Genomic DNA, 21,852 nt, shown 5'->3' on the forward strand with positions numbered 1-21,852 from the left:
GTACCACCATGTGGGGGGCGACGAACGGGGGGCGAGGTGCGCGAGCTGCTGCTGGTCATCACGCTTGGCGTCGTCGTGCTGGTCGGCACCACCATCGGCGGCCGGTACCGGGTCGCCCCACCGGTGCTGCTGATCAGCCTGGGGGCCCTGGTGGCGCTGCTGCCCCCGTTCTCGCACGTGGTCCTGGCACCCGAGGTGGTGCTGCTGCTGTTCCTGCCGGCGATCCTGTACCGGGAGAGCCTGGTCACCAGCCTGCGCGAGATCAGGGCGAACATCGTCGTCATCGCGTTGCTGGCGGTCGGCCTGGTCGGGGTCACGATGGTCGCGGTGTCGCTTGTCGTGCAGCGCTTCGGTGTCGACCCGGCGGTGGCCTGGGTGCTCGGCGCGGTGCTCGCCCCGACCGACGCCGCGGCGGTGGCCGGGCTGGCCAAGCGGATGCCCCGCCGGCTGCTGACCACCCTGCGCGCGGAGAGCCTGGTCAACGACGGCACCGCCCTGGTGCTGTTCGCCATCGCGCTCGGCCTGCTCGGCGGGGGCGCCGCACCGAACGCCTTCGAACTCGTCGAGCGGATCGGCCTGTCCTTCCTCGGCGGCATCGCCGCCGGCATGGTGGTCGGCACGGTGGTGATCCTGATCCGCAAGCGCCTCGACGACCCGCTGCGGGAGGGCGCGTTGAGCGTGCTCACCCCGTTCGCCGCCTTCCTGCTCGCCGACAGCATCCACGAGAGTGGGGTGCTCGCGGTGGTGGTCGCCGGTCTGATGCTCTCCTACGCCAGCCCCCGGGTGATCCGGGCCCGGTCCCGGATTCTCGCGCTGTCCTTCTGGGACCTGACCACCTTCCTCGTCAACGGTGGACTCTTCGTGCTGGTCGGCATGCAGATTCCGCGGGCGGTGCAGAACGTCACGAGCGTCTCCCTGGGCCGGGCCGTCGTGATCGCGCTAGTGGTGGCCGGGGTGCTGGTGGCCGTGCGGATGCTGTGGCTGCACCTGATCGCCGGAGTGGCCCGGCTGGTGGACCGGCGCGAGTCGCAGCTCGCCCGCCAGGTCAACTGGCGGGTGCGCACGGTCGCCGGCTGGGCCGGTTTCCGGGGTGCGGTGTCGCTGGCGGCGGCGCTGGCCGTGCCGTTGACCGCGCAGGACGGCAGCCCGGTGCCGGAGCGGGATCTGATCATCTTCGGCGTCGCCACGGTGATCATGGTGACCATGCTGGTGCAGGGCACCACCCTGCCGTTCGTGATGAGCTGGGCCGGGCTGCGCGGCGATCCGGAACGGGTCGAGGAGTCGCGGCAGGCGCAGCTGAATGCCACCCAGGCCACCCTCGACGCGTTGCCCGACCTCGCCGACCGGGTGGGTGCCGAGGCGGAGATCCTGCAACGGCTCCGGGCCGAGTACTCGGGTCATCTGAACGCGATGCAGGCCGAGCCGGAGGACGAGTCGCTGACCGCCCGGGAGGTCGAGCGTCAACTGCGGCTGGCCGCCCTCGAACACAAGCGACGCGAGATCACCGCGATGCGCGACCGGCGGGAGATCGACGACACCGTCTTGCAGGAGTTGCAGGCCCGGCTGGACGTCGAGGAGATCCGCCTGCTCGGCCCGACGACCTCCGAGTAACCGCTGCTCAGCCGGCCGGCCCGCCTACCCGGCGGGTTCGCTCAGCCGGCCGCCGCCCCGCCGGCCGGCAGTGCGAGCGCGACCGTGAGGTCGAGCAGACTGCGCGGATCGGTGAGGCGGTCACCGTAGAGTTCGCGCAGTTGACCCATCCGGTAGCGCACGGTCTGCGGGTGGACGAAGAGGTCGGCGGCGACGTCATCCCGCCGTCCCTGGTGCAGCAGCCAGGAACGCAGCGTCTCGGTGAGCCGCTCGGCGGTGGCGGCAGGCAGAGCGGCGAGGGGTTGCAGGACCCGGGCACGCAGGTCGGCGAGCGCCTCGACGTCGGCGCTGAGCAGCAGTTCGGCCAGATGCTGTTCGGTGTCCAGGGGTTCGCCGTCGGTGGGCTGCGCGATACCGAGCGCGACCACCCGGACCACCCGCCGGTACGAGGAACAGACCCGGGCCCAGGGACGGCAGGGCCCCAGCACCGCGCGGCGTCCGTGCAGCACCCGGGCGAGCTGCCGGCGCCGGTCCCCGTGCATGTCCGGTACGAGCAGCACCGCGGTCTCCTCGCCCGGCTCGCCGGCCGGCAGCTCCTCGCTGCTCTCCAAGGTGTGTTCGCCCAGCAGGGCGAGCGCCCCGCGCAGCTTCGCCTGGGGCAGCAGCGCCACGGTGAGGGTCTGCGGTACCGGCCAGTCGGCCCGCTCGGCGCTGCGCAGCAGCACGTCCTCCGCCTCACCGGCGAGCAACTGCTGGGTGAGCCGTTCCAGGTTCCGTCGTCGGGCCCGGCCCACGCTTGCCAACTCGTCGGCATGCCCCGCGACGCTCGCGGCGGACAGCTCGTCGATGTAGGCGAACATCAACTCGGCGAACTCGGCGACCTTGGCGGCGGGCAGGCCGGTCGCCACGGTGGCGGCGGCCAGTTCCCGCCAGGAGACCCGGGCACCCACCCGGTACGCGGCCAGCAGCGCGTCCACGCTGCGGCCCGACCGGGCCTCGCCGCTGCCCAGGGCGTACGCGGCCTCCAGCGCCGGGACCAGCGGGGTGCTCGGGTCGTTGACCTGGGTACGGTCGGCGGCCTGGGACTGTTCGAGCAGTTGCAGGAAGGTGCCCAACGCGATCTGCACCGCGTTCTCTATCTTGTCCCGCATCTGCCCGGTCAGGGTGCCGGAGTAGCTGGGCACCTCGGCGGTGATCGCGGTGACGGTCTGCCCGGCCACCAGCGGCAGCCGGTCGCGCAGTTCGCGGGCCACCCGCTGGTCCAGTTCGATGCGGGCCGCCCGATTGGTCGTTCCGGATGGTTCCGCCACGGTTGTTCTCCCCGCACAAAAGGGATGGATCGCTTTACCTTCGCTGGCCAAGATTTTATGCCAGCGCGCAGCGACCATCGTCGTATGACCGCCACCGTCCCGCCACCGGGCACGACGAGATCTTTGCGGCGCCGCCTGTGGCGGCTCGCCGAGACGGTGACCACGCCGGTGCTGCCCAGTGACTACCTCGATCTGATCGCTCCGCTCCGCGCCGGTGCCGACCTGCGCGGCCGGATCCTCGCCGTGCAGCCGGAGACGCCGGACGCGGCGACCCTGCTGATCCAGCCTGGCCGCAGCTGGCGCGGGCACGTCCCCGGCCAGTACGTCCGGCTCGGTGTCGACGTCGACGGGGTGCGCCAGTGGCGGGCCTACTCGGTCACCTCCGCCCCCAGCCGGCGCGCCGATCCGATCTCGGTGACGGTGAAGGCCATTCCCGACGGCGTGGTCAGCAATCACCTGGTCCGTCGCATCCGGCCGGGCACCATCGTGCAGCTCGACCAGGCGTGCGGCGACTTCGTGCTGCCGGAGCGGGCACCGTCGCGGGTGCTGTTCCTCACCGCGGGCAGCGGCATCACCCCGGTGGCCGGAATGCTGCGCTCGGGTGCCCTGGCCGGCAGCGACGTGGTGCTTGTGCACTCGGCGCCCACCGCCGCGGACGTGGTCTTCGGCGCGGAGCTGCGCGGCCTCGCCGAGCGTGGCGCCATCCGGCTGATCGAGCGGCACACCGAGGTCGAGGGCCTGCTCGACGTGGCCGAGTTGGACACGCTCGTCCCCGATCACCTGGACCGTCAGACCTGGGCGTGTGGCCCGCTCGGGTTGCTCGACGCGGCCGAGGCACACTGGGCGGCCCGCGGCCACGCCGCCCGCTTGCACACTGAGCGGTTCCGCCCCACGGTGATCACCGCCGGTGACGGCGGGACGGTCACCTTCACCCGTTCGTCGGTGACCGTGGCGGCCACCGGCGCCACCCCGCTGCTGGACGCCGGCGAGAACGCCGGGGTGCTGATGCCCTCGGGCTGCCGAATGGGCATCTGCTTCGGCTGCGTGCTGCCGCTGCGCCAGGGCGCGGTCCGCGACCTACGCAACGGCCAGCTCACCACCGCCCTGCCGGGCGACGGCGTACGCGTGCAGACCTGTGTGTCCGCCGCCGCCGGCCCGTGCGAACTCGAGATCTGATCGGAGACCGACCGACATGACCGTGATCCAGAAAAAGGCCGACAACCCGATCGCCCACCTCACCGCCGAGGACATCGAGACTCTCGGCAAGGAACTCGACGCCATCCGGGAACGGGTGATCGCCTCCCGGGGCGAACGGGACGCCGCGTACATCCGCAAGGTCATTTCGACGCAGCGGAAGCTGGAGATCAGCAGCCGGGTGGTGCTGCTGTTCTCGCTGTTCCCGCCGGCCTGGATCGTCGGCACCGCCGGGCTGTCGGTGGCGAAGATCCTGGAGAACATGGAGATCGGGCACAACGTCCTGCACGGCCAGTGGGACTGGATGCGTGATCCGAAGATCCACTCGACCAGCTGGGAGTGGGACCACGTCGCCCCGGCCGACCAGTGGAAGCAGTCGCACAACGAGCTGCACCACCGGTACACCAACGTGGTCGGCAAGGACAACGACCTCGGCTACGGCATCATGCGGGTCGACGAGGACCAGCCCTGGCACCCGGCTCACCTCGGGCAGCCGCTCTACAACTTCCTCAACGCCTGCTTCTTCGAGTACGGCATCGCCGCGTACGACCTCGACCTGGGCAACAAGCTGAAGAACGGGGGCCACAAGGACCCCGAGTTCCGGCGCCGGGTCCGCGCGGTCGGCCGGAAGATCCGCCGCCAGTTCCTCAAGGACTACCTGCTGTTCCCGGTGCTGTCCGGCCCGTCGTTCCTGCACACCCTGGCCGCCAACTTCACCGCGAACCTGATCCGTAACCTCTGGAGCCACTCAGTGATCATGTGCGGGCACTTCCCGGAGGGGGTGGAGACCTTCGAGAAGACCTCGATCGAGGGCGAGACCCGGGGGGAGTGGTACGTGCGGCAGATGCTGGGCTCGGCCAACATCAGCGGCAGCCGGCTGATGCACATCATGACCGGCAACCTGTCATTCCAGATCGAGCACCACCTCTTCCCCGACCTGCCGAGCAACCGCTACCAGGAGATCGCGCCGGAGATCCGGGCGCTGTTCGACAGGTACGGGCTGAAGTACACCACCGGCTCGCTGCCCCGGCAGGTCTTCTCCGCGTGGAAGAAGGTCTTCCGGCTCGCGCTGCCGAACCGTCGCCAGCCGGCGGCCCCCGCCATCCCACTCGACGACTCCACCGACCACTCCACCAGGGAACTCGTCGCCGCCTGACCGCCGCGCCACGACTTCGTCCCGCCGCCGCCGTTTTCGGACAACTTCGGGGTTGTTGCTGCCTGGAGGCCCCGCTGACCCAGCAACAGCCCTGAAGTTGCCCACCGCAGCGTTGGTGGGCGGGGTGGGAGTGGGTCGGTCAGCGGCGGTTGGGGTAGTTGTGGGCGGACTGGCGGCCCTTGACGAAGGCCAGCACGATCACCGCGGCGAGCGCGATGAGGCCGATGATGACCAGCCAGCGGACCGCTTCCAGAAGCAGCCCGAGCAGGACCAGCGCCCCGGCGACGACGCCGACCACCCAGAGCAGGGCACGCATCTCCACCTCCCACCCGGCCGCCCGGCCGGTCCGGGCGCGGTTGCCGGTCCGGCTACCCGTTTCCACCCGCATCATGCCGTCTGTGCGAGTGGGCGACCCGGTTCAGTCGGCAAGTTTGCCCAGGTAGACGGTGTTGGCCGACGTGCCGCCGGTCAGCGGGTTGGCGAACCGCACCACGTGGCTGTGGTGGGTGGGAAACACGGCGGCCAGGTCGGCTTCGAAGTCCGGGTCCGGTGGATCGTCCGACCAGAGGGCGAACACCCCGCCCGGATGCAGCAGCCGCGCCAGGCGGCGCAACCCGTCCGGCCGGTAGAAGGCGGCGTGACTCGGGTGCAGCGGGTGCCGGGGGGAGTGGTCGACGTCCAGCAGCACCGCATGGAAACGACGCCCGGCGTCGTCGGGGTCGAGGCCGTCCGGGCCGGCCACCCGGGCGAAGAAGTCGGCCCGCACCAGCCGGGTACGCGGGTCCGTGGCCAGCCCGGCGGCGAACGGCAGCAGGCCGCGCCGGTGCCAGTCGATGACGTCCTCGATGGCCTCCACCACCAGCAGGGAGGCGACCCGGTCGTTCGCCAGAGCGGTGCGGGCGGTGTAGCCGAGGCCCAGCCCGCCGACGACGACGTCGAGGCGGTCACCGGCCAGCGGCGCCAACCCCAACCGGGCCAACTCGATCTCACCGGCGGTGAACAGGCTCGACATCAGGAACTCGTCGTCGAGCTTGACCTCGTACACATCCAGGTCGAGCCGGGGATCGCGACGCCGGCGCAGACTGATCTCGCCGATGGGTGTCGGTCGCCAGGCCAGTTCCTCGAAACGTACGCTCACCGCCGGCATGCTACCGGCCGGTGAACTGCCACGAGCGGCGTGACGCTCGGTCCCCGGGACATCGACGCAGCGCATATCCTGTGCCCCGTTCGTCTCGCCGGAGGGGAAAAGCGATGCCGTCGCGGCAGGATCAGCTGCACTCGTACCAGTTCACCCTCCAGCGGACGGTGGCCGCGCTGGTGACGCGGGAGACCGACCCGGCGCAGTCCCCGATGCGGCGGCTTGCCGGAGCCGGGATGGCCGGCGTCCTGGTGGCGGTCATCGGGCTGGGTGCTGCCGCCCTCTACGGCCTCTTCACCGGCGGCGGCGCGAAGTGGCGCGACACTGGCGTGGTGATCGTGGAGAAGGAGTCCGGTGCCCGGTTCGTCTACCGGGAGGAGAAGTTGCACCCGGTGCTCAACTACGCCTCCGCGCTGCTCATCGTCGGCACGCAGCGGCCGAAGACCGTACTGGTGTCCCGGCGGTCGATCGACGGGGTGCCGAGGGGATCGCCGTTGGGTATCCGCGACGCTCCCGACTCGCTGCCCCCGGCGGCCCGGCTGGCCACCGCACCGTGGTCGGTCTGTTCGGTGCCCCCGACCGAGCCGGCAGCGGCGGCACGGTCGGTGCTGCTGGTGGGCACCGGCGGCACCGGCGGCCGGCCGCTGGGCCGGGACGCACTGCTGCTGCGTGACCCCGACGGCCGGCTGCACCTGCTCTGGCACCAGCAGCGGCACCTGATCCGGGACACCGACCGGGTGCTGGCCGCGTTGGTGACCACCCGTTCCCGGTCCGTACCGGTGGCCGCCGCGCTGCTCAACTCGGTGCCGGCCGGTCTCGACCTGGCCCCACTGGACCCGCCCGACCTGGGTCGGCGGTCCACCCGGGTCGCCGAGGCTCGGATTGGTGACGTGCTGGTGGTGAGCAACTCCGGCGGCGGGCGGCAGTACGCGGTGGTGCTGCGCGACGGGCTCGCCGGCATCACCGAGCTACAGGCCGGTCTGCTGCTCGCCCGTACCGGTCAGCGGGCGCCGGAGCAGATCAGCCTCGGCCGGTTCGCCGCCCTGCCCCAGCTGCCCGATCTCGTCCCCGCCGGGCCCGACGCGCCGCCGGTTGCTCCGCCCCGGCTGGCCACGCCGGAACCGTCGACGATCTGCGTGCGGGTGGCTGACGACACCGGTGCGGTCGAGGTGCGGCGGGGTGTGGAACTGCCGACGCCGGCCTCGACGCCGGAACAGTCGGCCGACTCCACGACCGCTGACCACGTGCTGGTGGAGCCGGGGCGGGGCGCGGTCGTCGAATCGGTCGCCACGCCGGGCGCCACCGGCGGCGCGATCTCCGTGGTGACCGACCTCGGCCGCCGGTACGCGCTCGCCGGCCCCGAGGTGACCGGCATGCTCGGCTACGCGGACGTGCGACCCGTCCGGCTGCCCGCAGGCGTGGTCAGCCTCGTACCCGCTGGCGCCTCGCTCGACCCGAGTGTGGCCCGCCAGCGCGCCGCCCCCGCCTGACCTGCTCGGACTCGCGCCGCGGAAGTGGTAGGAAATTTTTCGGCGTGGGTTGTCGAATCCGGCGACCCTCGCTCGTCGCACTGACGACAGCACGTCAGACCGACCTCAAGGAGCAACCAGATGCGTACCCTGATCGCCACCGCGTTCGTCTCGCTCGACGGCGTCGTCGAGGCACCCGGCGGAGAACCGGGCTACCGCAACTCGGGCTGGACCTTCAACGACATCGCGTTCGACGAGGCCGCCTACGAGATCAAGGGCCGTGAGCAGGACGAGGCCACCGCGATGATGATGGGGCGGGTCAGCTACCAGGCGTTCGCCCCGGTCTGGCCGGAGATGACCGTCGAGTTCGCCGGCTACAACGCCATGCCGAAGTACGTCGTGTCGACCACCCTCAAGGAGCAGGACCTGGTGTCCAACTGGGGGGAGATCGTCATTCTCCGGTCGCTTGACGACGTCGCCGCGCTCAAGCAGACCGAGGGCGGCCCGATCAGCATCCACGGCAGCGCCACGCTGAACCGCAACCTCTCCGACGCCGGCCTGATCGACCGTTACCACCTGCTGGTCTTTCCGGTGCTGCTCGGCGCGGGCAAGCGGCTGTTCTCCGACACCGACCGGGACAAGCAGAACCTCAAGCTCATCGAGAGCGAGTCCTACGCCAACGGCATCCAGAAGCTGGTCTACGACGTCGTTCGTTGATCAGCCGACCGGCCCGGCCGGTGGTGCGGCACCGTCCCGCCTGACCGTGGTGGGTACATCTGTTGTCGCTCCGACGACAACAGATGTACCCACAGCCGAAGCCGGTCAGTGGCTGGGCGCGGACCTGATGCTCATGGCGACGGCGTCGGCCACCTGGTCGGGCGGCTGGGACGCGTCGACGAGATGAGCGCCGGTCACGTCGGCGAAGGTGCTGAGCGCCCGGGCAACATGGTCGTGTCGCCACTGGCGGGCAGCGACATCCAACTGGTCGGCATCGATGCGGACGCGCAACTGCTCCTCGGGGAGGGTGAGCACGACTTCGTGCACCTCGACGCCGTCCGCGCGGATACCGTCGAGAATTTGCTCGCGGTACACGGGGTTGATGAGGCTCATCGGCGCGATCCAGGGGTGCGGATACTCCCGGGCGAGGCCGCTCATCGTCTCGACGACGAGGTGACGCCACAGTGGAAGATCCTGGAAGTCCCCGGTCGGCGAGGTGACGAACCGGGTCAGCAGGTAACCGACGTACTCAGGGTCGAAGACCTTGGCATCCGGGAGCCGCTCCACGAGCAGGCCCGCCGTGGTCGTCTTGCCGACGCCGAAGGCACCGTTGATCCAGACAATCATGCCGAGGATGCTCCCACCACGGCGACGATCAGGTGGGGCGCGTACGACCCTGACGGCCCGGCGCCGACTGGGACAGGCGGAAGCGTCCCGGTCCGGGTAGGCGCAGCTCAAGTGGGCGGCGTCGCGGTGCCGGCTCTGACGAGCATTCCGGCGGCGGCGAGGACGCAGCAGAGGGCCACGGCGGCGAGTACGAGAAGGTATCCACCGCCGGTGTGCAGGATCGCGGCGGCACCGAGCGGTGCGGTGGCTCTGGCGATGGTGACGGGGGCGGCAAGTCGTCCAGCGATGGTTGCGTAGGCGGTGGTGCCGTAGCGGCCGGTGAGCAGGGCCGGGACGGCGAGATGGGCGATGCCGAACCCGATGCCGAATCCGGTAACGGTGATGACCGCCCCGATCCGGCTGTCTCCGGCGAAAGGTAGAGCGAGGATGGCGGCGGCCTGGATGGCGAAGACCGTGGCGACGATTGTGGTGACCGCGAAGCGGCGTCGGGCGGCGGTGAGGACGAGTCTGCCGGTGACGGACAGGACGCCCAGGAGGCCGGTGGTGGTGGCGGCGAAGGTGGCAGGGTGGCCGCGGCTGGTGAGGTAGCCGACGAGGTGGACGGCGATGATGCTGGTCGCGGCGCCGTGGGCGACGAGGGCGGCGGTGAGGATCCAGAATCGCGGGTCGTGGGTGGCCCTGCTGGCCGCCGCCCGTCGCTGGCCGCGGTCCGGATGCGCGGTGGGCGTGGACGCGGTGGGCGGCGGGATTGTGAGGGAGAGCAGCGGCACGGTCACCAGGCCGTGGATGGCGGCGAGCGTGAGCAGTGCGGCGCGCCAACCGAGGTGAGCGACCAGGTGGCCGGTGAGGGGCATGAAGATGGTGCTGGCGAAACCGGCGACGATGGTGACTGCGAGCAGGGCGGTGGGGCGTCGGTCGGGGGAGAAGCAGGAGACGATGACGGCGAAGGCGGGTTCGTAGAGGACCATCGCGCTGACGATTCCGATGCCCGTCATCACGGCGTACAGCTGTCCGACGGTCTGGACCTGGGACCAGGCGACCAGCAGGGCGGTGGCGGTGATCGAGCCTGCGGTCATGAGGACGCGTCCGCCGTGCCGGTCGAGCCATCTGCCGACGGGTATGGCCATCAGGGCCCCGGCGAGGACGCTTGTGGTCAGCGCACCGGTGACGGCGGTGGTGGACGTGTCGAGGCTGGTGGCCATGGGCCTGAGGAGGACGGCGTAGGCGTAGTACAGCGTGCCGTAGCCCACCGTGGAGGTGATGGCGAGGGCGGCGACCATGCGCCACGGGTGGTGTCCGTCGGCTCTCGGATCGGCGGACACCACCGTGGAGGTGGTCATCAGCCGGTGCAACCGGGGCCGACCAGGGACGTCACCTGGGCGTCGTGCCTGAAGACGGTGGCTGCGGCTGGTCGTCCCGGGCGACCGTCGCCGGCGATGGACGAGACCGGGGTCGCCGCACCGCCCGGGCGGACCTGTCCGAACGGATCCTCGGACCCGACCCGTGTCATCCGCAACATCCCTGTCCTGCGCTGATGGCGGCGGCCTTGGCGTTGGCATCGCAGCAGGAACCGGCAGCCTGGGCGGCCGCCGTCGAGCCGCAGCAGGGACTGGTGGTCGGCGTCTCGCCGGTGAGCGGGAGGGTCGTGTCCGCCGGCCGGGCGGGGCTGCCGCAGCAGGAACCGGAAGCGGTGGCTGGGTGGTCGGTGGATCCGACAGCTTGAGTGTTGTTGCTCATTCGAACTCCTCTCGATGGCCGCAGGATGATCAGGATGCGGCGTACGCATGTCCCTGCACCGCGGCTCTGTCTCGACAACCTTCGAAGCAGAGACTGCCCCTTGATTAGAGATATGTCAACCTAGAAGAATATCGAAACAGCCTGCGGTGTTGCTCGGCGTCGAGCCTGATCGGGGGTGACGAGGCGGCCGTGCAAGACGGTTTCAGCCGTGCCAGGAGCGCCAGAGGGCGGCGTAGGCGCCACCGGCGCGGACGAGTTCGTGGTGGCTGCCGAGTTCGGTGATCCGGCCGTCCTCCAGCACCGCCACCCGGTCGGCGTCGTGCGCGGTGTTGAGCCGGTGCGCGATGGCGATGACGGTACGCCCGTTGACCACGGCGGCGAGGGCCCGCTCAGTGCGCCGCGCGGTCGTCGGGTCGAGCGCGGCCGTCGCCTCGTCGAGGATCAGGGTGTGCGGGTCGGCGAGCACCAGCCGGGCCAGCGCGAGCTGTTGAGCGTCGGCGGCACCGAGTTCACGGGCACCGTCGCCGAGTTGCGTGTCGAGCCCGTCGGGCAGGTCGGCGTACCAGTCGGCGCTCACCGCGACAAGTGCGTCGCGCATCTGTTCGTCGGACGCGTCCGGTGCGGCGAAGGCGAGATTGTCGCGCAGCGTACCGATGAAGACGTGGTGCTCCTGGGTGACCAGGGCGATCCGGCGGCGCCGCTCGGCCGGGTCGAGGTCGGTGACCGCGACGCCGTCGAGGCTCACCACCCCCTCGCGCGGCACGTCGATTCCGGCGAGCAGCCGGGCGAGAGTGGACTTTCCCGCCCCCGAAGGGCCGACGATGGCGAGACGTTCGCCAGGGTGCACCACCAGATCGATCCCGCGCAGCACGTCGGGACCGTCGGCGTACGAGAACCGGGCGCCGCGCACGACGAGCCGCCCAGAACGAGCGGGCGCCGGGACGCGTGGTCGCGGGGCGGCGGCGCTTTCGGCCTGCTGGCCGACACCGAGTACGCGGGCGAACGAGGCGAGACCGCGTTGGGCCTGCTCCATCCATTGCAGCAGCCGGTCCAGCGGCTCGATCGCCTGTTGCAGGTAGAGCGCCGCCGCCACCACCTCGCCGAGGCTCACCATGCCACGGTCCAGCAGTAGACCGCCGAACAGCAGCACCACCGCGATCGGGAGCGCGTAGCTCGCCTCCACCACCGGGAAGAAGACCGATCGCAGCGCCAGGGTCGCCCGGCGGGTGGCCCACACCCGGCCGATGCGCTGCCGGCCGTACGCGGTGCGGTCGGCGCCGAGGCGGAGCGCCTCGACGGTGCGGGCGCCCTCCGCGGTGGTGGTCAACGCCTCGGTCAGCTCGGCGGTCGCGGCCCCTTCGGCAAGGTACGCCGGCCTGGCGCGACGCAGGTACCAGCGGGTGACCGCGACGATCGACGGAAGCCCGGTCAGGGCGGCCAGACCGAGCAGCGGATGCAGCAGGAAGATCGCACCGAAGAGCAGCGTCAGCTGGGTCGAGGCGATGACCATGACGGGCACCACGTCCCGGACGGTGCTCCCGACCGTCGTCACGTCCACCGAGCTGCGGGTGGCCAGTTCGCCGGTGCCGGCGCGCTCGACCACGGCGATGGGCAGGTCGAGCGTACGGGCGACGAACCCCTCGCGCAGCCGGGCGACGGCACGCTCGCCGAACCGGTGACCGGTGTACTGGGCGTACCGGGTGAGCAGCCCGTGCGCCAACACGCAGCCGCCGATCGCGAGCGCCAGGCGGTCCACGGCGGCGACGCCGGCACCGGCCGCGACCTCGTCCACGATCCTGCCCACCAGCCACGGCGTGGCGAGCCCGGCGACCGCTGCGGCGCTGTGCAGCACCAGCATCACGGCGACGGCGCGGCGGTCCACGGCGACGAGGCCCAGCGCCGCACGGCGGACGACCTGCCGGTCCGCGACGGGCAGTCCGCTCACCGCAGCGACCCGTCAGCGTCGGCGACCTCGTTGTCCCGGGACACCAGGGCCCGGTAGCTCGGTGCCTGTTCGAGCAGCTCGACGTGACTGCCGGCAGCAGTGATCCGGCCGTGGCGCAGGTGGGCGACCAGGTCGGCATGACCGAGCAGCAGCGGTGAGGTGGTCAGCACGACTGTCGTACGTTCGGCCCGCGCCGCGCGGAGTCGCTGCGCGATGCGCGCCTCGGTGTGCGCGTCCACCGCCGAGGTCGGGTCGACGAGGATCAGCACGTCCGGCTCGGCGAGCAGAGCGCGGGCCAGGCGTACGCGTTGTCGCTGGCCGCCGGAGAGGGTTCGGGCCCGCGTGCCGATCGGCATCGCGAGCCCCTCCGGATGGGCGTCGACCACATCCTCCGCCGACGCCGTCCACAGGGCCGTCCGTAGGTCGGTGTCGTCGAGGTCGGCCCGGACGTGCAGGATCTCGCGCAGTGTCCCGGCAAAGAGGTAGGAGTCGTGGTCGGCGACGAGGATCCGGGCCCGCACCTCGTCCAGCGCGATGCTGGTCAGCGGTACGCCACCCCAGGTCACCTCGCTGGCGACGAACCGCCCGAGGCGGTCGGCCAAGGCGATGGACTCGGCCGGGTCGTCGGCGGCAACGGCAAGCAGCCGCCCGGCGGGTACGGTCAGCCCGGTGTCGGGATCGTGCAGGTCGGCGGGCCCGTCCGGGGCGGGTCGAGGCGGCCCGCCGACCGGCGACGGCGGGCCGGCCACGTCCGGCCTCAGGTTGAGCAGCGCGACGATCCGGCGGGCGGCGACCCGCCCCCGGATCAGCTGGTGGCCACCTTCGAGCAGGAACCACACCGGCACGATGAGCACCGCCACGTACCCGTACACGGCCACCATCTGCCCGATGGTGATGTCACCGGCCGAGGCCATCCGCGCCGCCAGCCACACCACGGCGGCCAGGAACAGCCCCGGGATGGCGATTGTCAGCGCCTCGATCCAGCTGTTCATGGCCCCGACCCGGTACCCCTCCGCCAGTAGCCGCTGCGAGCGGGCCGTGTACCGACGGGCGAACAGTCCCCGCCCACCGACCCCGGCGAGCACCCGCAGCCCGGCCACGATGTCGGCGGCCCGAGTGGTTAGCAGACCCTGCTGGTGCCGGTAGACCGACTCGACCCGTTCGAGGCGGCGCAGCAGCGGCCCGACGAGCAGCACCACCGCCGGCACACCGAGCAGCACGAACACTGCAAGCAACGGGGACACCGACCACAGGAGAAAGGCGACGAAGACGTACGCGAGGACGGCCCCGACGCCCGGCCCGGTCATGGTCAGCACCGCCGAGGTGTGGATGATGTCGGCACCGCCCACGGTGGCGACCTCCCCGGCGGCGAGTCTGCGGGGCAGCACGGCACCGATCCGGGACAGGTGACGCAACAGGACCGCGGCGGACCGGGCCGACGCATCCTCCCGGACGAACGTCATCGTGCGGTGCCGCATGATGCCCAGGTAGGCCAAGGCCATCCCGGCGACGACGATCGCGGCCACCCACCACAGCAGCGCCCGGTGATCCGCGGCGCGCAGTCCGTCGTCGATGGCGCGGGCGACGAGGTACGGCCGGGCCGACAACCCGAGCATCCAGGCCGTGCCGATGAGACCGCCGCGTAGCACCCGCCACGGCTGGCAGCGGACCAGCCACCAGATGTACCTCAGTGGCCCCCTCGTGTCCGGCGTGCCCGGCTCGGCGTGCGGGAGCTGTGGGGGCATCGGTTCAGGCTACGGTGAGGCGCGGTGACGCTTCCACGTCAATATCAGCCGGTTCGGGCGTCGACGCGGCGGATGGCGGACGGCGGGGGAGCGGCGATCAGGTGGGACGGCGCAGGATGGTGACGGCGAAGTCCGCGTCGTCGCGCCACGGGCGCAGGTCCCAGGTGGCGAAGCGGTGTTCCAGACGCAGTCCGGCGCCGATCGCGTCGGCGTCGAAGTCGGTGAGTGGATACCCCCGGTCGGTGCCGAATCCGACCGCGACCACGCCGTCCGGGCACAGGTGCGCGGCGACCCGGCTGAGCACCTGGCGTTCGGTGCCGGCGGCGACGAAGGCCATCACGTTGCCGGCGAGGACCGCCGCGTCGAACGGCTCGCTCTCGCCGGCCGCCGCGAGGTCCAACTCGGCCAGATCTGCGACGAGCCAACGGGGCGCGGGGTGGTCGGCCCGGGCCGCGTCGATCAGCACCGGGTCCGCGTCCACCCCGACCACCGTGTGACCACGCGCCGCCAACTCGGCGCCGACCCGACCGGTGCCGCAGCCGGCGTCGAGGATCCGGGAGGCCGGCGGCACCAGCGTGTCGAGCAGTCGGGCCTCACCCGCCAGATCCGCCCCTTCGGCCGCCAACTGCCGGAACCGGTTGACGTACCACTGCGAGTGCTCGGGACCGGTGTCGGTGGCCCATCGGGTCCTGTTGGTCATGTCTGCACCGTATCCGGACCGGCTCGGGGCAGCCGTCGGACCACCGGAACAGGACCAACGGCAGGTGTCCGGAGCCCAACTCGCGCGCTACCATGTCGTGACTCATGGTGAACCGAACTGTTCCGCCGGCCGGGCCGGGCCCGGCTCTGGGCACTGACGCTGCCGGTGAGCATGGCCGAATGTGGGGGGTGGCCCGCGCCACCCTCGACGGAAATTGGGCGGGCGGACACACGGTGCCGTCGCGCACCCTGTACCCGCACCAGTGGAGCTGGGACTCGGCCTTCATCGCGATCGGCTGGGCCCATCTCCGCCCCGACCGCACCTGGTCGGAGCTGGACAGCCTGTTCCGCGCCCAGTGGCGCGACGGCCGGGTGCCGCACATCGTGTTCAACCCGGCGGTGGCCGGCGGCGCCTACTTTCCCGGCCCCGGGTTCTGGTCGTCGAACACCGTCGAGGGAACACCGCCGGTGGCCACCTCCGGCCTGGTGCAGCCGCCCGTGCACGCGTTGGCCGCCTGGCACGCGTACCGTCGCGTGCCGTCGGAGGCGGGCCGCGCCGCGTTGCGACGGCTCTATCCGCGCCTGGTGGCGCAGCAGCGCTACCTCGCGACCTGTCGCGATGTCGGTGGCGCCGGGTTGGTCAGCATCGTGCACCCGTGGGAGTCCGGACTGGACAACAGCCCGGCCTGGGACGGGCCGATGTCCGCGGTGCCGGCGGAGGCGGCGGTGATGCGCGCGTACCGGCGGCGCGACACCGTGCACGCCGATCCCGCCCACCGACCCACCGACCTGGACTACGCGCGGTACGTCACCATGGTCACCGCGTACCGGGCGGACGGCTACCGCGACGACGGCCTGGCCGACCGGCATCCGTTCCTGGTCGAGTGTCCGCTGTTCAACGCGGCCATGGGCGCGTCGGAGGTGGCGCTCGCCGGCATCGCCGAGGTGATCGGCGTCGACCCGGGCCCGCACCGGGAGCGGGCCGTCGCCATCACCGAGGCCGTGGTGACCCGGCTGTACGACCCGGTCAGCGGCACCTTCCACCCGCGTGACCTGCGTACCGGCCGATTGACGCCGGCCCGTACGGTGCTCGGCCTGACCCCGTTGATCCTGCCCGGCCTGCCGGTGCGACAGGTCGACGCGGTGCTCGCCGAGGCACGCTCGGCCCGCTTCGGCCTCGCCGCCCGGATGCCCCGGCCACTGCCCAGCCACGACCGCACCGCAACCGACTTCGAGCCGCTGCGCTACTGGCGCGGCCCGAGCTGGATGAACATCACCTGGCTGATCCGGCATGGACTGCTGAGGCACGGACACGACCGGTTGGCGGCCGGGCTGCGTTCCTCGATGATCGACCTGGTCGCGGCGGCCGGTTGCCACGAGTACTTCCACCCGGACACCGGTGTCGGCCTGGGCTCACCAGCGTTCAGCTGGACGGCGGCCCTGCTGCTGGACGTGCTGGCCGACTGACCGGTGCGGCGGGACCCTGCCGGTGCCCTGCCCGGGGTGGCGCTGCCCGGGGGCAGGTAGGTTGCTGTCCAGGATCGGCCGGCTGCCGCGCCGGTCCCGGGCGGCACCGTGACCGGGTGACCCGACTGGAGGGACGCGCAATGAGCCGGGACAGCTTCGACGAGCAGCTCGACCGGCTCACCGGCGTCCTGGCGTTGATGAGTCGGGACGCCGGCTCGGCGATCCGGGGGGCCAGCACCGCGCTGCTGGAGGTGGACCGGGACGCGGCCGAGAGGGTGCTCGCCGGTGACACTGTGCTGGACGCCCGGCGGGCCGAGGTGGAGGCGATGATCCCCGAGGTGCTGGTACGGCACCAGCCGGTCGCCTCGGACCTGCGCCTGGTGGTGTGCGCGCTGCGGATGGCCGGTGCCCTGGAACGGATGGGTGACCTCGCGGTGCACGTCGCGAAGGTGGCGCTGCGCCGGCACCCGGTCGGGGTGGTCCCGGAGCCGGCGATGCCGGTGATGACGGCGCTGGCCGAGGCGGCGGCGCGGGTGGCGGACAAGTGCGCGGTCGTGCTGGCCACCCGGGACCGGCTCGACGCGATGCAGCTCGGGCTGGACGACGACGAGGTCGACGCCGCCCAGGAACGCCTGCTGTCACTGCTCGTCTCCGGCTGGCCCTACGGGGTGGAGTCCGCGATCGACCTGGCCCTGCTCGGCCGCTACTACGAGCGCTACGCCGACCAGGCGGTGAACGTCGCCCGTCAGGTCGTCTACCTGGTGACCGGCACCATCCGGCTCTGACGCGGCACCCGTAGGGCAGCCGGCGGGCCCCAGATTCCGGACATCCGGTACGGCGCGTCCGCAACTTCACATCCCGACTCCCAGGTGGCCATCACCGAGCCGGCAAGTTCATTTTTCGTTCACCTGGGTCCGGGAGTCCGGCTACCTGGGCCTCCTAGCTTGACTCGCGTACGGCCCGGACGGGCTGATGCACCCCGATAGAGAGGCTTACCTGGTGAACCGCAACGTGCTTTCGCGGCGCGTCCTTGCCGGCGTCGCGCTTGCCGCGCTCGCGCTTACCGGCTGTGGTAGCAACGACAACAGCTCGGAGCCGGGCGGCAGTGGCGGCGACGGCGCCTACGCCGACCTGTCCGGCGAGTTGAAGGCGTCGGGCGCCAGCTTCCCGGACGCTTACTACCAAGAGGTCGTCGAGGCCTTCAAGGCCGAGGCATCCGACGTGACGGTCACCTACAACGCGACCGGATCCGGCACCGGCAAGAAGCAGTTCGGTGAGGGCCTGGTCGACTTCGCCGGCACCGACAGCCTGGTGAAGGACACCGACGGCGTGACCGCCGGTTCGTTCATGTACGTGCCGACGGTGGCGGCCCCGATCACGGTCTCCTACAACCTTGAGGGCGTCGACAAGCTCCAGCTCAGCCCGGAGACGCTCGCCAAGATCTTCCAGACCGACATCAAGACCTGGGACGACGCGGCCGTCAAGGCCGACAACCCGGGTGTCGAGCTGCCCAACACGCCGATCACCGTCGCGCACCGTTCGGACGGTTCCGGCACCACCAGCAACTTCACCAAGTACCTCGACGCCGCGGCGGCGGGCACCTGGAAGCTGGGCAGCGGTGACACGGTGGCCTGGCCGGCCAGCACCCAGGGTGGCGAGAAGAACACCGGTGTCGCGCAGATCGTCAAGCAGACCAACGGCGCCGTCGGGTACGTCGACCTGAGCGACGCCAAGGCGACCGGCCTGAAGTTCGCCGCCATCAAGAACAAGGACGGCCAGTTCGTCGAGCCGTCCCTGGAGGGCACCACCGCCGGCCTGGAAGGTGCCGAGGTCGCCGAGGACCTGAGCTACAACCCGCTCAACGCCGCCGGTGCCTCCGCCTATCCGATCACCGCGCCGACGTTCATCATCGTCAAGACGTCCTACGACGACGCGAACAAGGCCGCGCTGGTCAAGGGCTTCCTCACCTACCTGCTCAACGACGGCCAGGAACTGGCCGAGGAGGTCGACTTCGCACCGCTGCCGGCCTCGCTCAAGGAGAAGGCGCTGGCCCAGGTCGAGAAGATCCAGGGCTGATCAAATCAAGATCGCTAGGGCGTTCCGGCTGGGGACGGGATCACGTCGATCCCGTCCCTAGCGGGGTACCTGAGCTGGAGTGAAGATGACCTTGACGAACAATCCCCCCGCCGCCAAGCCGACGTTGACCCAGCGCGGCAGCAGTGCCCTCGGCGACCGCGTCTTCTCCTGGTGGACGCTCGGCACCGGCCTGCTGGTGCTGGCCATCCTCGGGCTGATCCTCATCACCACCGTCCGGGAGGCCTGGCCGGCGTTCGACGCGATGGGCCTGCGCTTCATCACCGAGCGGGTCTGGGACCCGAACCCGGCCACCGGCGACGCCATCTTCGGCGCGCTGTCGTTCGCGTACGGCACCGCGGTCTCGTCGCTGATCGCGCTGCTGTTCGCGGTGCCGGTCTCGGTCGGCATCGCGCTGTTCCTCACCGAGCTGGCCCCGCGCCGGCTGCGCGGCCCCGCGGTGACCGTGATCGATCTGCTGGCCGCCGTGCCGTCGGTGGTCTTCGGGCTCTGGGGCATCCTGGTCGTGGCACCCGCCCTGGTCCCGATCTACCAGTGGATGCATGACGTCTTCGGCGGCATCCCGCTGCTCGGCCGCCTCTTCGGCCCGGTGGGCAGCGGCCGCAACTTCATGACCGCCGGCCTGATTCTCGCGATCATGGTCACGCCGATCATCACCTCGATCACCCGCGAGGTGTTCAGCACGGTGCCGCGTGCCGACAAGGACGCCGCCCTCGCCCTGGGCGCGACCCGCTGGGAGATGATCCGGGGCGCGGTCTTCCCACACAGCTTCGGCGGGGTGGTCGGCGCGGTGATGCTCGGCCTGGGCCGGGCGATGGGCGAGACGATCGCGGTCGCGCTGGTCATTGGCGGCGCCACCAACATCACCGCCAACCTGTTCGCCCCCGGCAACTCGATGGCCGCCGTCATCGTGCAGCAGTTCGGCGAGTCCACCGGCACCTTCACTGCCGCGCTGATCGGTCTCGGCGTGGTGCTGTTCGCGATGACGGTGCTGATCAACGTGCTCGCCCAGGTGGTCGTCCGTCGGGCCGAGGCCCGGATGAAGGGAAGCGTCGCGTGACTCTCACCGCACCACCCGCCGCCCGGCCGGCCGCCGGCGGGCCCGACCTGACCCGGGCGGCGCTCTCCGGCCGCCGCCGGTTCACCAACCATCTCGCCACGGCGGCCATCTGGGTCGCCGTGCTGCTCGCCGTCATCCCGCTGGCGCTGGTGACCTACACCGTCATCGCCAAGGGCGGTGGGGTGATGAGCCTGTCGTTCCTGAACGAGGACATCCCAAACTCCTACCGCCGCGAAGGTGGTGGGATGGGCCCGGCGATCGTCGGCACGTTGCTCATCACCGGGATGGCCGCCCTGATGGCGATCCCGCTCGGCGTCTTCGGCGCGATCTACCTCAACGAGTACGGCAAGCAGCGGCCGTTGGCCCGGGTCATCCGGCTGATGTCCGACGTGATGACCGGCGTGCCGTCGATCGTGATGGGCCTGTTCATCTACATCTCCTGGGTGCTGCTCGTCGGTGAGCAGACCGGCTTCGCCGGCGCGCTGGCGTTGGCCTGTCTGATGTTGCCGGTGGTCATCCGGAGCAGCGAGGAGATGCTCCGGCTGGTCCCCGACGAGCTGCGGCAGGCGAGCATGGCGCTCGGTGCCCGCAAGTGGAAGACCACCCTGACCGTGGTGCTGCCGGCGGCGATCTCGGGGATCACCAGCGGCTCGCTGCTGGCCGTGGCCCGTGCGGCCGGTGAGACCGCCCCGATCATCATCGTCACCGGCATCGTCTTCTCGCCCAACTGGAACCTCTTCGACGGTTCCAACACGGCGTTGCCGGCGCAGATCTTCCGTAATGCCAGCCAGCCCTTCCCGGCCGCACAGGACCGGGCCTGGGGTGCGGCGCTGACGCTCATCGTGATCGTGCTCGGCTTCACGATCATCGCCCGATTCATCTCCAGCCGGTTCGCCATCAAGGAGCGCTGACATGGCCAGCAACGACACCAACCTCACCACCCGCCCGTCCGTGGCGGTGCACGCTCCCGGCACCACCGTCTCCGGCGCGGAGTCCGCCAACGCGTCCGTGATGCAGTTGCGCGACGTGAGCGTCTACTACGGCAGCTACGAGGCGGTCCGCGGCACCACGATGCCGATCCAGCAGAACCAGGTCACCGCGATGATCGGGCCCTCCGGCTGCGGCAAGTCGACGGTGCTGCGGGCGCTCAACCGGATGAACGACCCGATCCCGGGTGCCCGGGTCAGCGGCGACGTCCTCTTCCACGGCCAGGACCTGTACGCCAAGGACGTCGACCCGATCCAGGTGCGCCGCCGCATCGGCATGGTGTTCCAGAAGCCCAACCCGTTCCCCAAGTCCATCTACGACAACGTGGCGTACGGGTTGCGGATCAACGGCATCAAGGGTCGCCTCGACGACCACGTCGAGGAGGCCCTGACCAAGGCCGCGCTCTGGGACGAGGTCAAGGACAAGCTGCGCAAGAGCGCTCTGGCGCTCTCCGGCGGCCAGCAGCAGCGGCTCTGCATCGCCCGGACGATCGCCGTCAAGCCCGAGGTGATCCTGATGGACGAGCCCTGCTCGGCCCTCGACCCGATCGCCACGGCGAAGATCGAGGATCTGATCTTCGAGCTGACGAACGACTACACCATCGTCATCGTCACCCACAACATGCAGCAGGCGGCCCGGGTCAGCCACTACACCGCGTTCTTCACCGCCGAGGTGGACGAGGCGCAGGAGCGGCACGGGCGGCTCGTCGAATTCAGCCAGACCGGCAAGTTGTTCACCAACCCCGCCGACAAGCGTACGGAGGACTACATCACCGGTCGCTTCGGCTGAGGCCGAACGCGACGGTCGGCGGTGGGTCGCCGTTGGGCAAGGGTGACCCACCGGGAGTGGCTGGCTCGTCGTGAGCCCAGCCGCGTCCGGCCGACCGTCGCCGACCTGTAGTGCGGGGGATCGCCCTG

The 21,852-nt window shown here is 71.0% G+C and carries 20 protein-coding genes; 12 read left to right on the top strand and 8 right to left on the bottom strand.

Annotated features, from left to right (window positions below; all coding sequences use genetic code 11):
• The first annotated feature begins 36 nt into the window (after nt 1-36).
• Nucleotides 37-1,611 carry a Na+/H+ antiporter gene (locus ACN26Z_RS16200; RefSeq protein WP_421462049.1) on the top strand — a complete coding sequence of 525 codons (1,575 nt, stop codon included), beginning with the start codon at nt 37-39 and terminating at the stop codon, nt 1,609-1,611.
• Between the two features lie 41 nt (nt 1,612-1,652).
• Here ACN26Z_RS16200 and ACN26Z_RS16205 read toward each other — a convergent pair whose 3' ends face one another.
• Entirely contained in the window at nt 1,653-2,900 is a 1,248-nt protein-coding gene (locus ACN26Z_RS16205; RefSeq protein WP_282238561.1) for a PucR family transcriptional regulator, read from the bottom strand.
• Between the two features lie 84 nt (nt 2,901-2,984).
• On the opposite strand from ACN26Z_RS16205, the gene ACN26Z_RS16210 reads away from it, so the two are divergent.
• Both ACN26Z_RS16210 and ACN26Z_RS16215 read left to right on the top strand, forming a co-directional pair.
• A complete protein-coding gene (locus ACN26Z_RS16210; protein ID WP_421462051.1) occupies nt 2,985-4,076 on the top strand; it encodes a ferredoxin reductase in 1,092 nt (363 codons plus the stop codon).
• A gap of 16 nt (nt 4,077-4,092) precedes the next feature.
• Nucleotides 4,093-5,250, top strand: coding sequence for a fatty acid desaturase family protein (locus ACN26Z_RS16215; protein ID WP_421462053.1), 1,158 nt, complete (start codon nt 4,093-4,095; stop codon nt 5,248-5,250).
• 139 nt (nt 5,251-5,389) lie between these two features.
• On the opposite strand, the gene ACN26Z_RS16220 is transcribed toward ACN26Z_RS16215, so the two are convergent.
• Together ACN26Z_RS16220 and ACN26Z_RS16225 are read right to left on the bottom strand one after the other, a co-directional pair.
• Nucleotides 5,390-5,632, bottom strand: coding sequence for a hypothetical protein (locus ACN26Z_RS16220; protein ID WP_421464744.1), 243 nt, complete (start codon nt 5,630-5,632; stop codon nt 5,390-5,392).
• Nucleotides 5,633-5,668: 36 nt separating this feature from the next.
• A complete protein-coding gene (locus ACN26Z_RS16225; protein ID WP_421462055.1) occupies nt 5,669-6,388 on the bottom strand; it encodes a spermidine synthase in 720 nt (239 codons plus the stop codon).
• Between the two features lie 113 nt (nt 6,389-6,501).
• Here ACN26Z_RS16225 and eccB point away from each other — a divergent pair, with 113 nt between their 5' ends.
• Nucleotides 6,502-7,878, top strand: coding sequence for a type VII secretion protein EccB (gene eccB, locus ACN26Z_RS16230; protein ID WP_421462057.1), 1,377 nt, complete (start codon nt 6,502-6,504; stop codon nt 7,876-7,878).
• A gap of 120 nt (nt 7,879-7,998) precedes the next feature.
• Nucleotides 7,999-8,574: a dihydrofolate reductase family protein gene (locus ACN26Z_RS16235; RefSeq protein WP_093402281.1), complete on the top strand. Its 576-nt coding sequence runs from the start codon at nt 7,999-8,001 to the stop codon at nt 8,572-8,574.
• 105 nt (nt 8,575-8,679) lie between these two features.
• Here ACN26Z_RS16235 and ACN26Z_RS16240 read toward each other — a convergent pair whose 3' ends face one another.
• Together ACN26Z_RS16240 and ACN26Z_RS16245 are read right to left on the bottom strand one after the other, a co-directional pair.
• The gene (locus ACN26Z_RS16240; RefSeq protein ID WP_421462059.1) at nt 8,680-9,201 is read right to left on the bottom strand and encodes an AAA family ATPase; all 522 of its coding nucleotides are present in this window, start codon (nt 9,199-9,201) and stop codon (nt 8,680-8,682) included.
• 107 nt (nt 9,202-9,308) lie between these two features.
• A complete protein-coding gene (locus ACN26Z_RS16245) occupies nt 9,309-10,541 on the bottom strand; it encodes an MFS transporter (protein ID WP_421462061.1) in 1,233 nt (410 codons plus the stop codon).
• A gap of 194 nt (nt 10,542-10,735) precedes the next feature.
• On the opposite strand from ACN26Z_RS16245, the gene ACN26Z_RS16250 reads away from it, so the two are divergent.
• A complete protein-coding gene (locus ACN26Z_RS16250) occupies nt 10,736-10,924 on the top strand; it encodes a hypothetical protein (protein WP_170863330.1) in 189 nt (62 codons plus the stop codon).
• A 216-nt stretch (nt 10,925-11,140) separates the two neighbouring features.
• Here the strand turns inward: ACN26Z_RS16250 and ACN26Z_RS16255 are convergent, their stop codons facing one another.
• The 3 genes from ACN26Z_RS16255 to ACN26Z_RS16265 form a co-directional block, all read right to left on the bottom strand.
• Nucleotides 11,141-12,883, bottom strand: coding sequence for an ABC transporter ATP-binding protein (locus ACN26Z_RS16255; protein WP_421462063.1), 1,743 nt, complete (start codon nt 12,881-12,883; stop codon nt 11,141-11,143).
• Nucleotides 12,880-14,628, bottom strand: coding sequence for an ABC transporter ATP-binding protein (locus tag ACN26Z_RS16260; RefSeq protein ID WP_421462065.1), 1,749 nt, complete (start codon nt 14,626-14,628; stop codon nt 12,880-12,882). The genes ACN26Z_RS16255 and ACN26Z_RS16260 overlap by 4 nt, the downstream gene beginning before the upstream one ends.
• A 97-nt stretch (nt 14,629-14,725) precedes the next feature.
• Nucleotides 14,726-15,328 (bottom strand): class I SAM-dependent methyltransferase, encoded by a 603-nt coding sequence (locus tag ACN26Z_RS16265; protein ID WP_421462067.1) that lies wholly within the window; start codon nt 15,326-15,328, stop codon nt 14,726-14,728.
• A gap of 179 nt (nt 15,329-15,507) precedes the next feature.
• Here ACN26Z_RS16265 and ACN26Z_RS16270 point away from each other — a divergent pair, with 179 nt between their 5' ends.
• The 6 genes from ACN26Z_RS16270 (at nt 15,508) to pstB (ending at nt 21,724) form a co-directional block, all read left to right on the top strand.
• Entirely contained in the window at nt 15,508-16,794 is a 1,287-nt protein-coding gene (locus ACN26Z_RS16270; RefSeq protein WP_421462069.1) for an MGH1-like glycoside hydrolase domain-containing protein, read from the top strand.
• Nucleotides 16,795-16,934: 140 nt separating this feature from the next.
• A complete protein-coding gene (gene phoU, locus ACN26Z_RS16275) occupies nt 16,935-17,579 on the top strand; it encodes a phosphate signaling complex protein PhoU (RefSeq protein WP_421464659.1) in 645 nt (214 codons plus the stop codon).
• Between the two features lie 214 nt (nt 17,580-17,793).
• A complete protein-coding gene (gene pstS, locus ACN26Z_RS16280; RefSeq protein WP_093402289.1) occupies nt 17,794-18,870 on the top strand; it encodes a phosphate ABC transporter substrate-binding protein PstS in 1,077 nt (358 codons plus the stop codon).
• A gap of 85 nt (nt 18,871-18,955) precedes the next feature.
• On the top strand, nt 18,956-19,948 hold the full coding sequence (gene pstC / locus ACN26Z_RS16285) for a phosphate ABC transporter permease subunit PstC (protein ID WP_232511087.1): 993 nt from the start codon (nt 18,956-18,958) through the stop codon (nt 19,946-19,948).
• Nucleotides 19,945-20,859 (top strand): phosphate ABC transporter permease PstA, encoded by a 915-nt coding sequence (pstA, locus tag ACN26Z_RS16290; protein WP_282238549.1) that lies wholly within the window; start codon nt 19,945-19,947, stop codon nt 20,857-20,859. Before pstC ends, pstA begins: the two co-directional genes overlap by 4 nt.
• A 1-nt stretch (nt 20,860) precedes the next feature.
• Complete coding sequence (pstB, locus tag ACN26Z_RS16295; protein WP_281562765.1) at nt 20,861-21,724, top strand: phosphate ABC transporter ATP-binding protein PstB; 864 nt, start codon at nt 20,861-20,863, stop codon at nt 21,722-21,724.
• Nucleotides 21,725-21,852 lie beyond the last annotated feature (128 nt).

This window comes from Verrucosispora sp. WMMD703, from assembly GCF_049178935.1.
Lineage (GTDB): Bacteria > Actinomycetota > Actinomycetes > Mycobacteriales > Micromonosporaceae > Micromonospora > Micromonospora sediminimaris.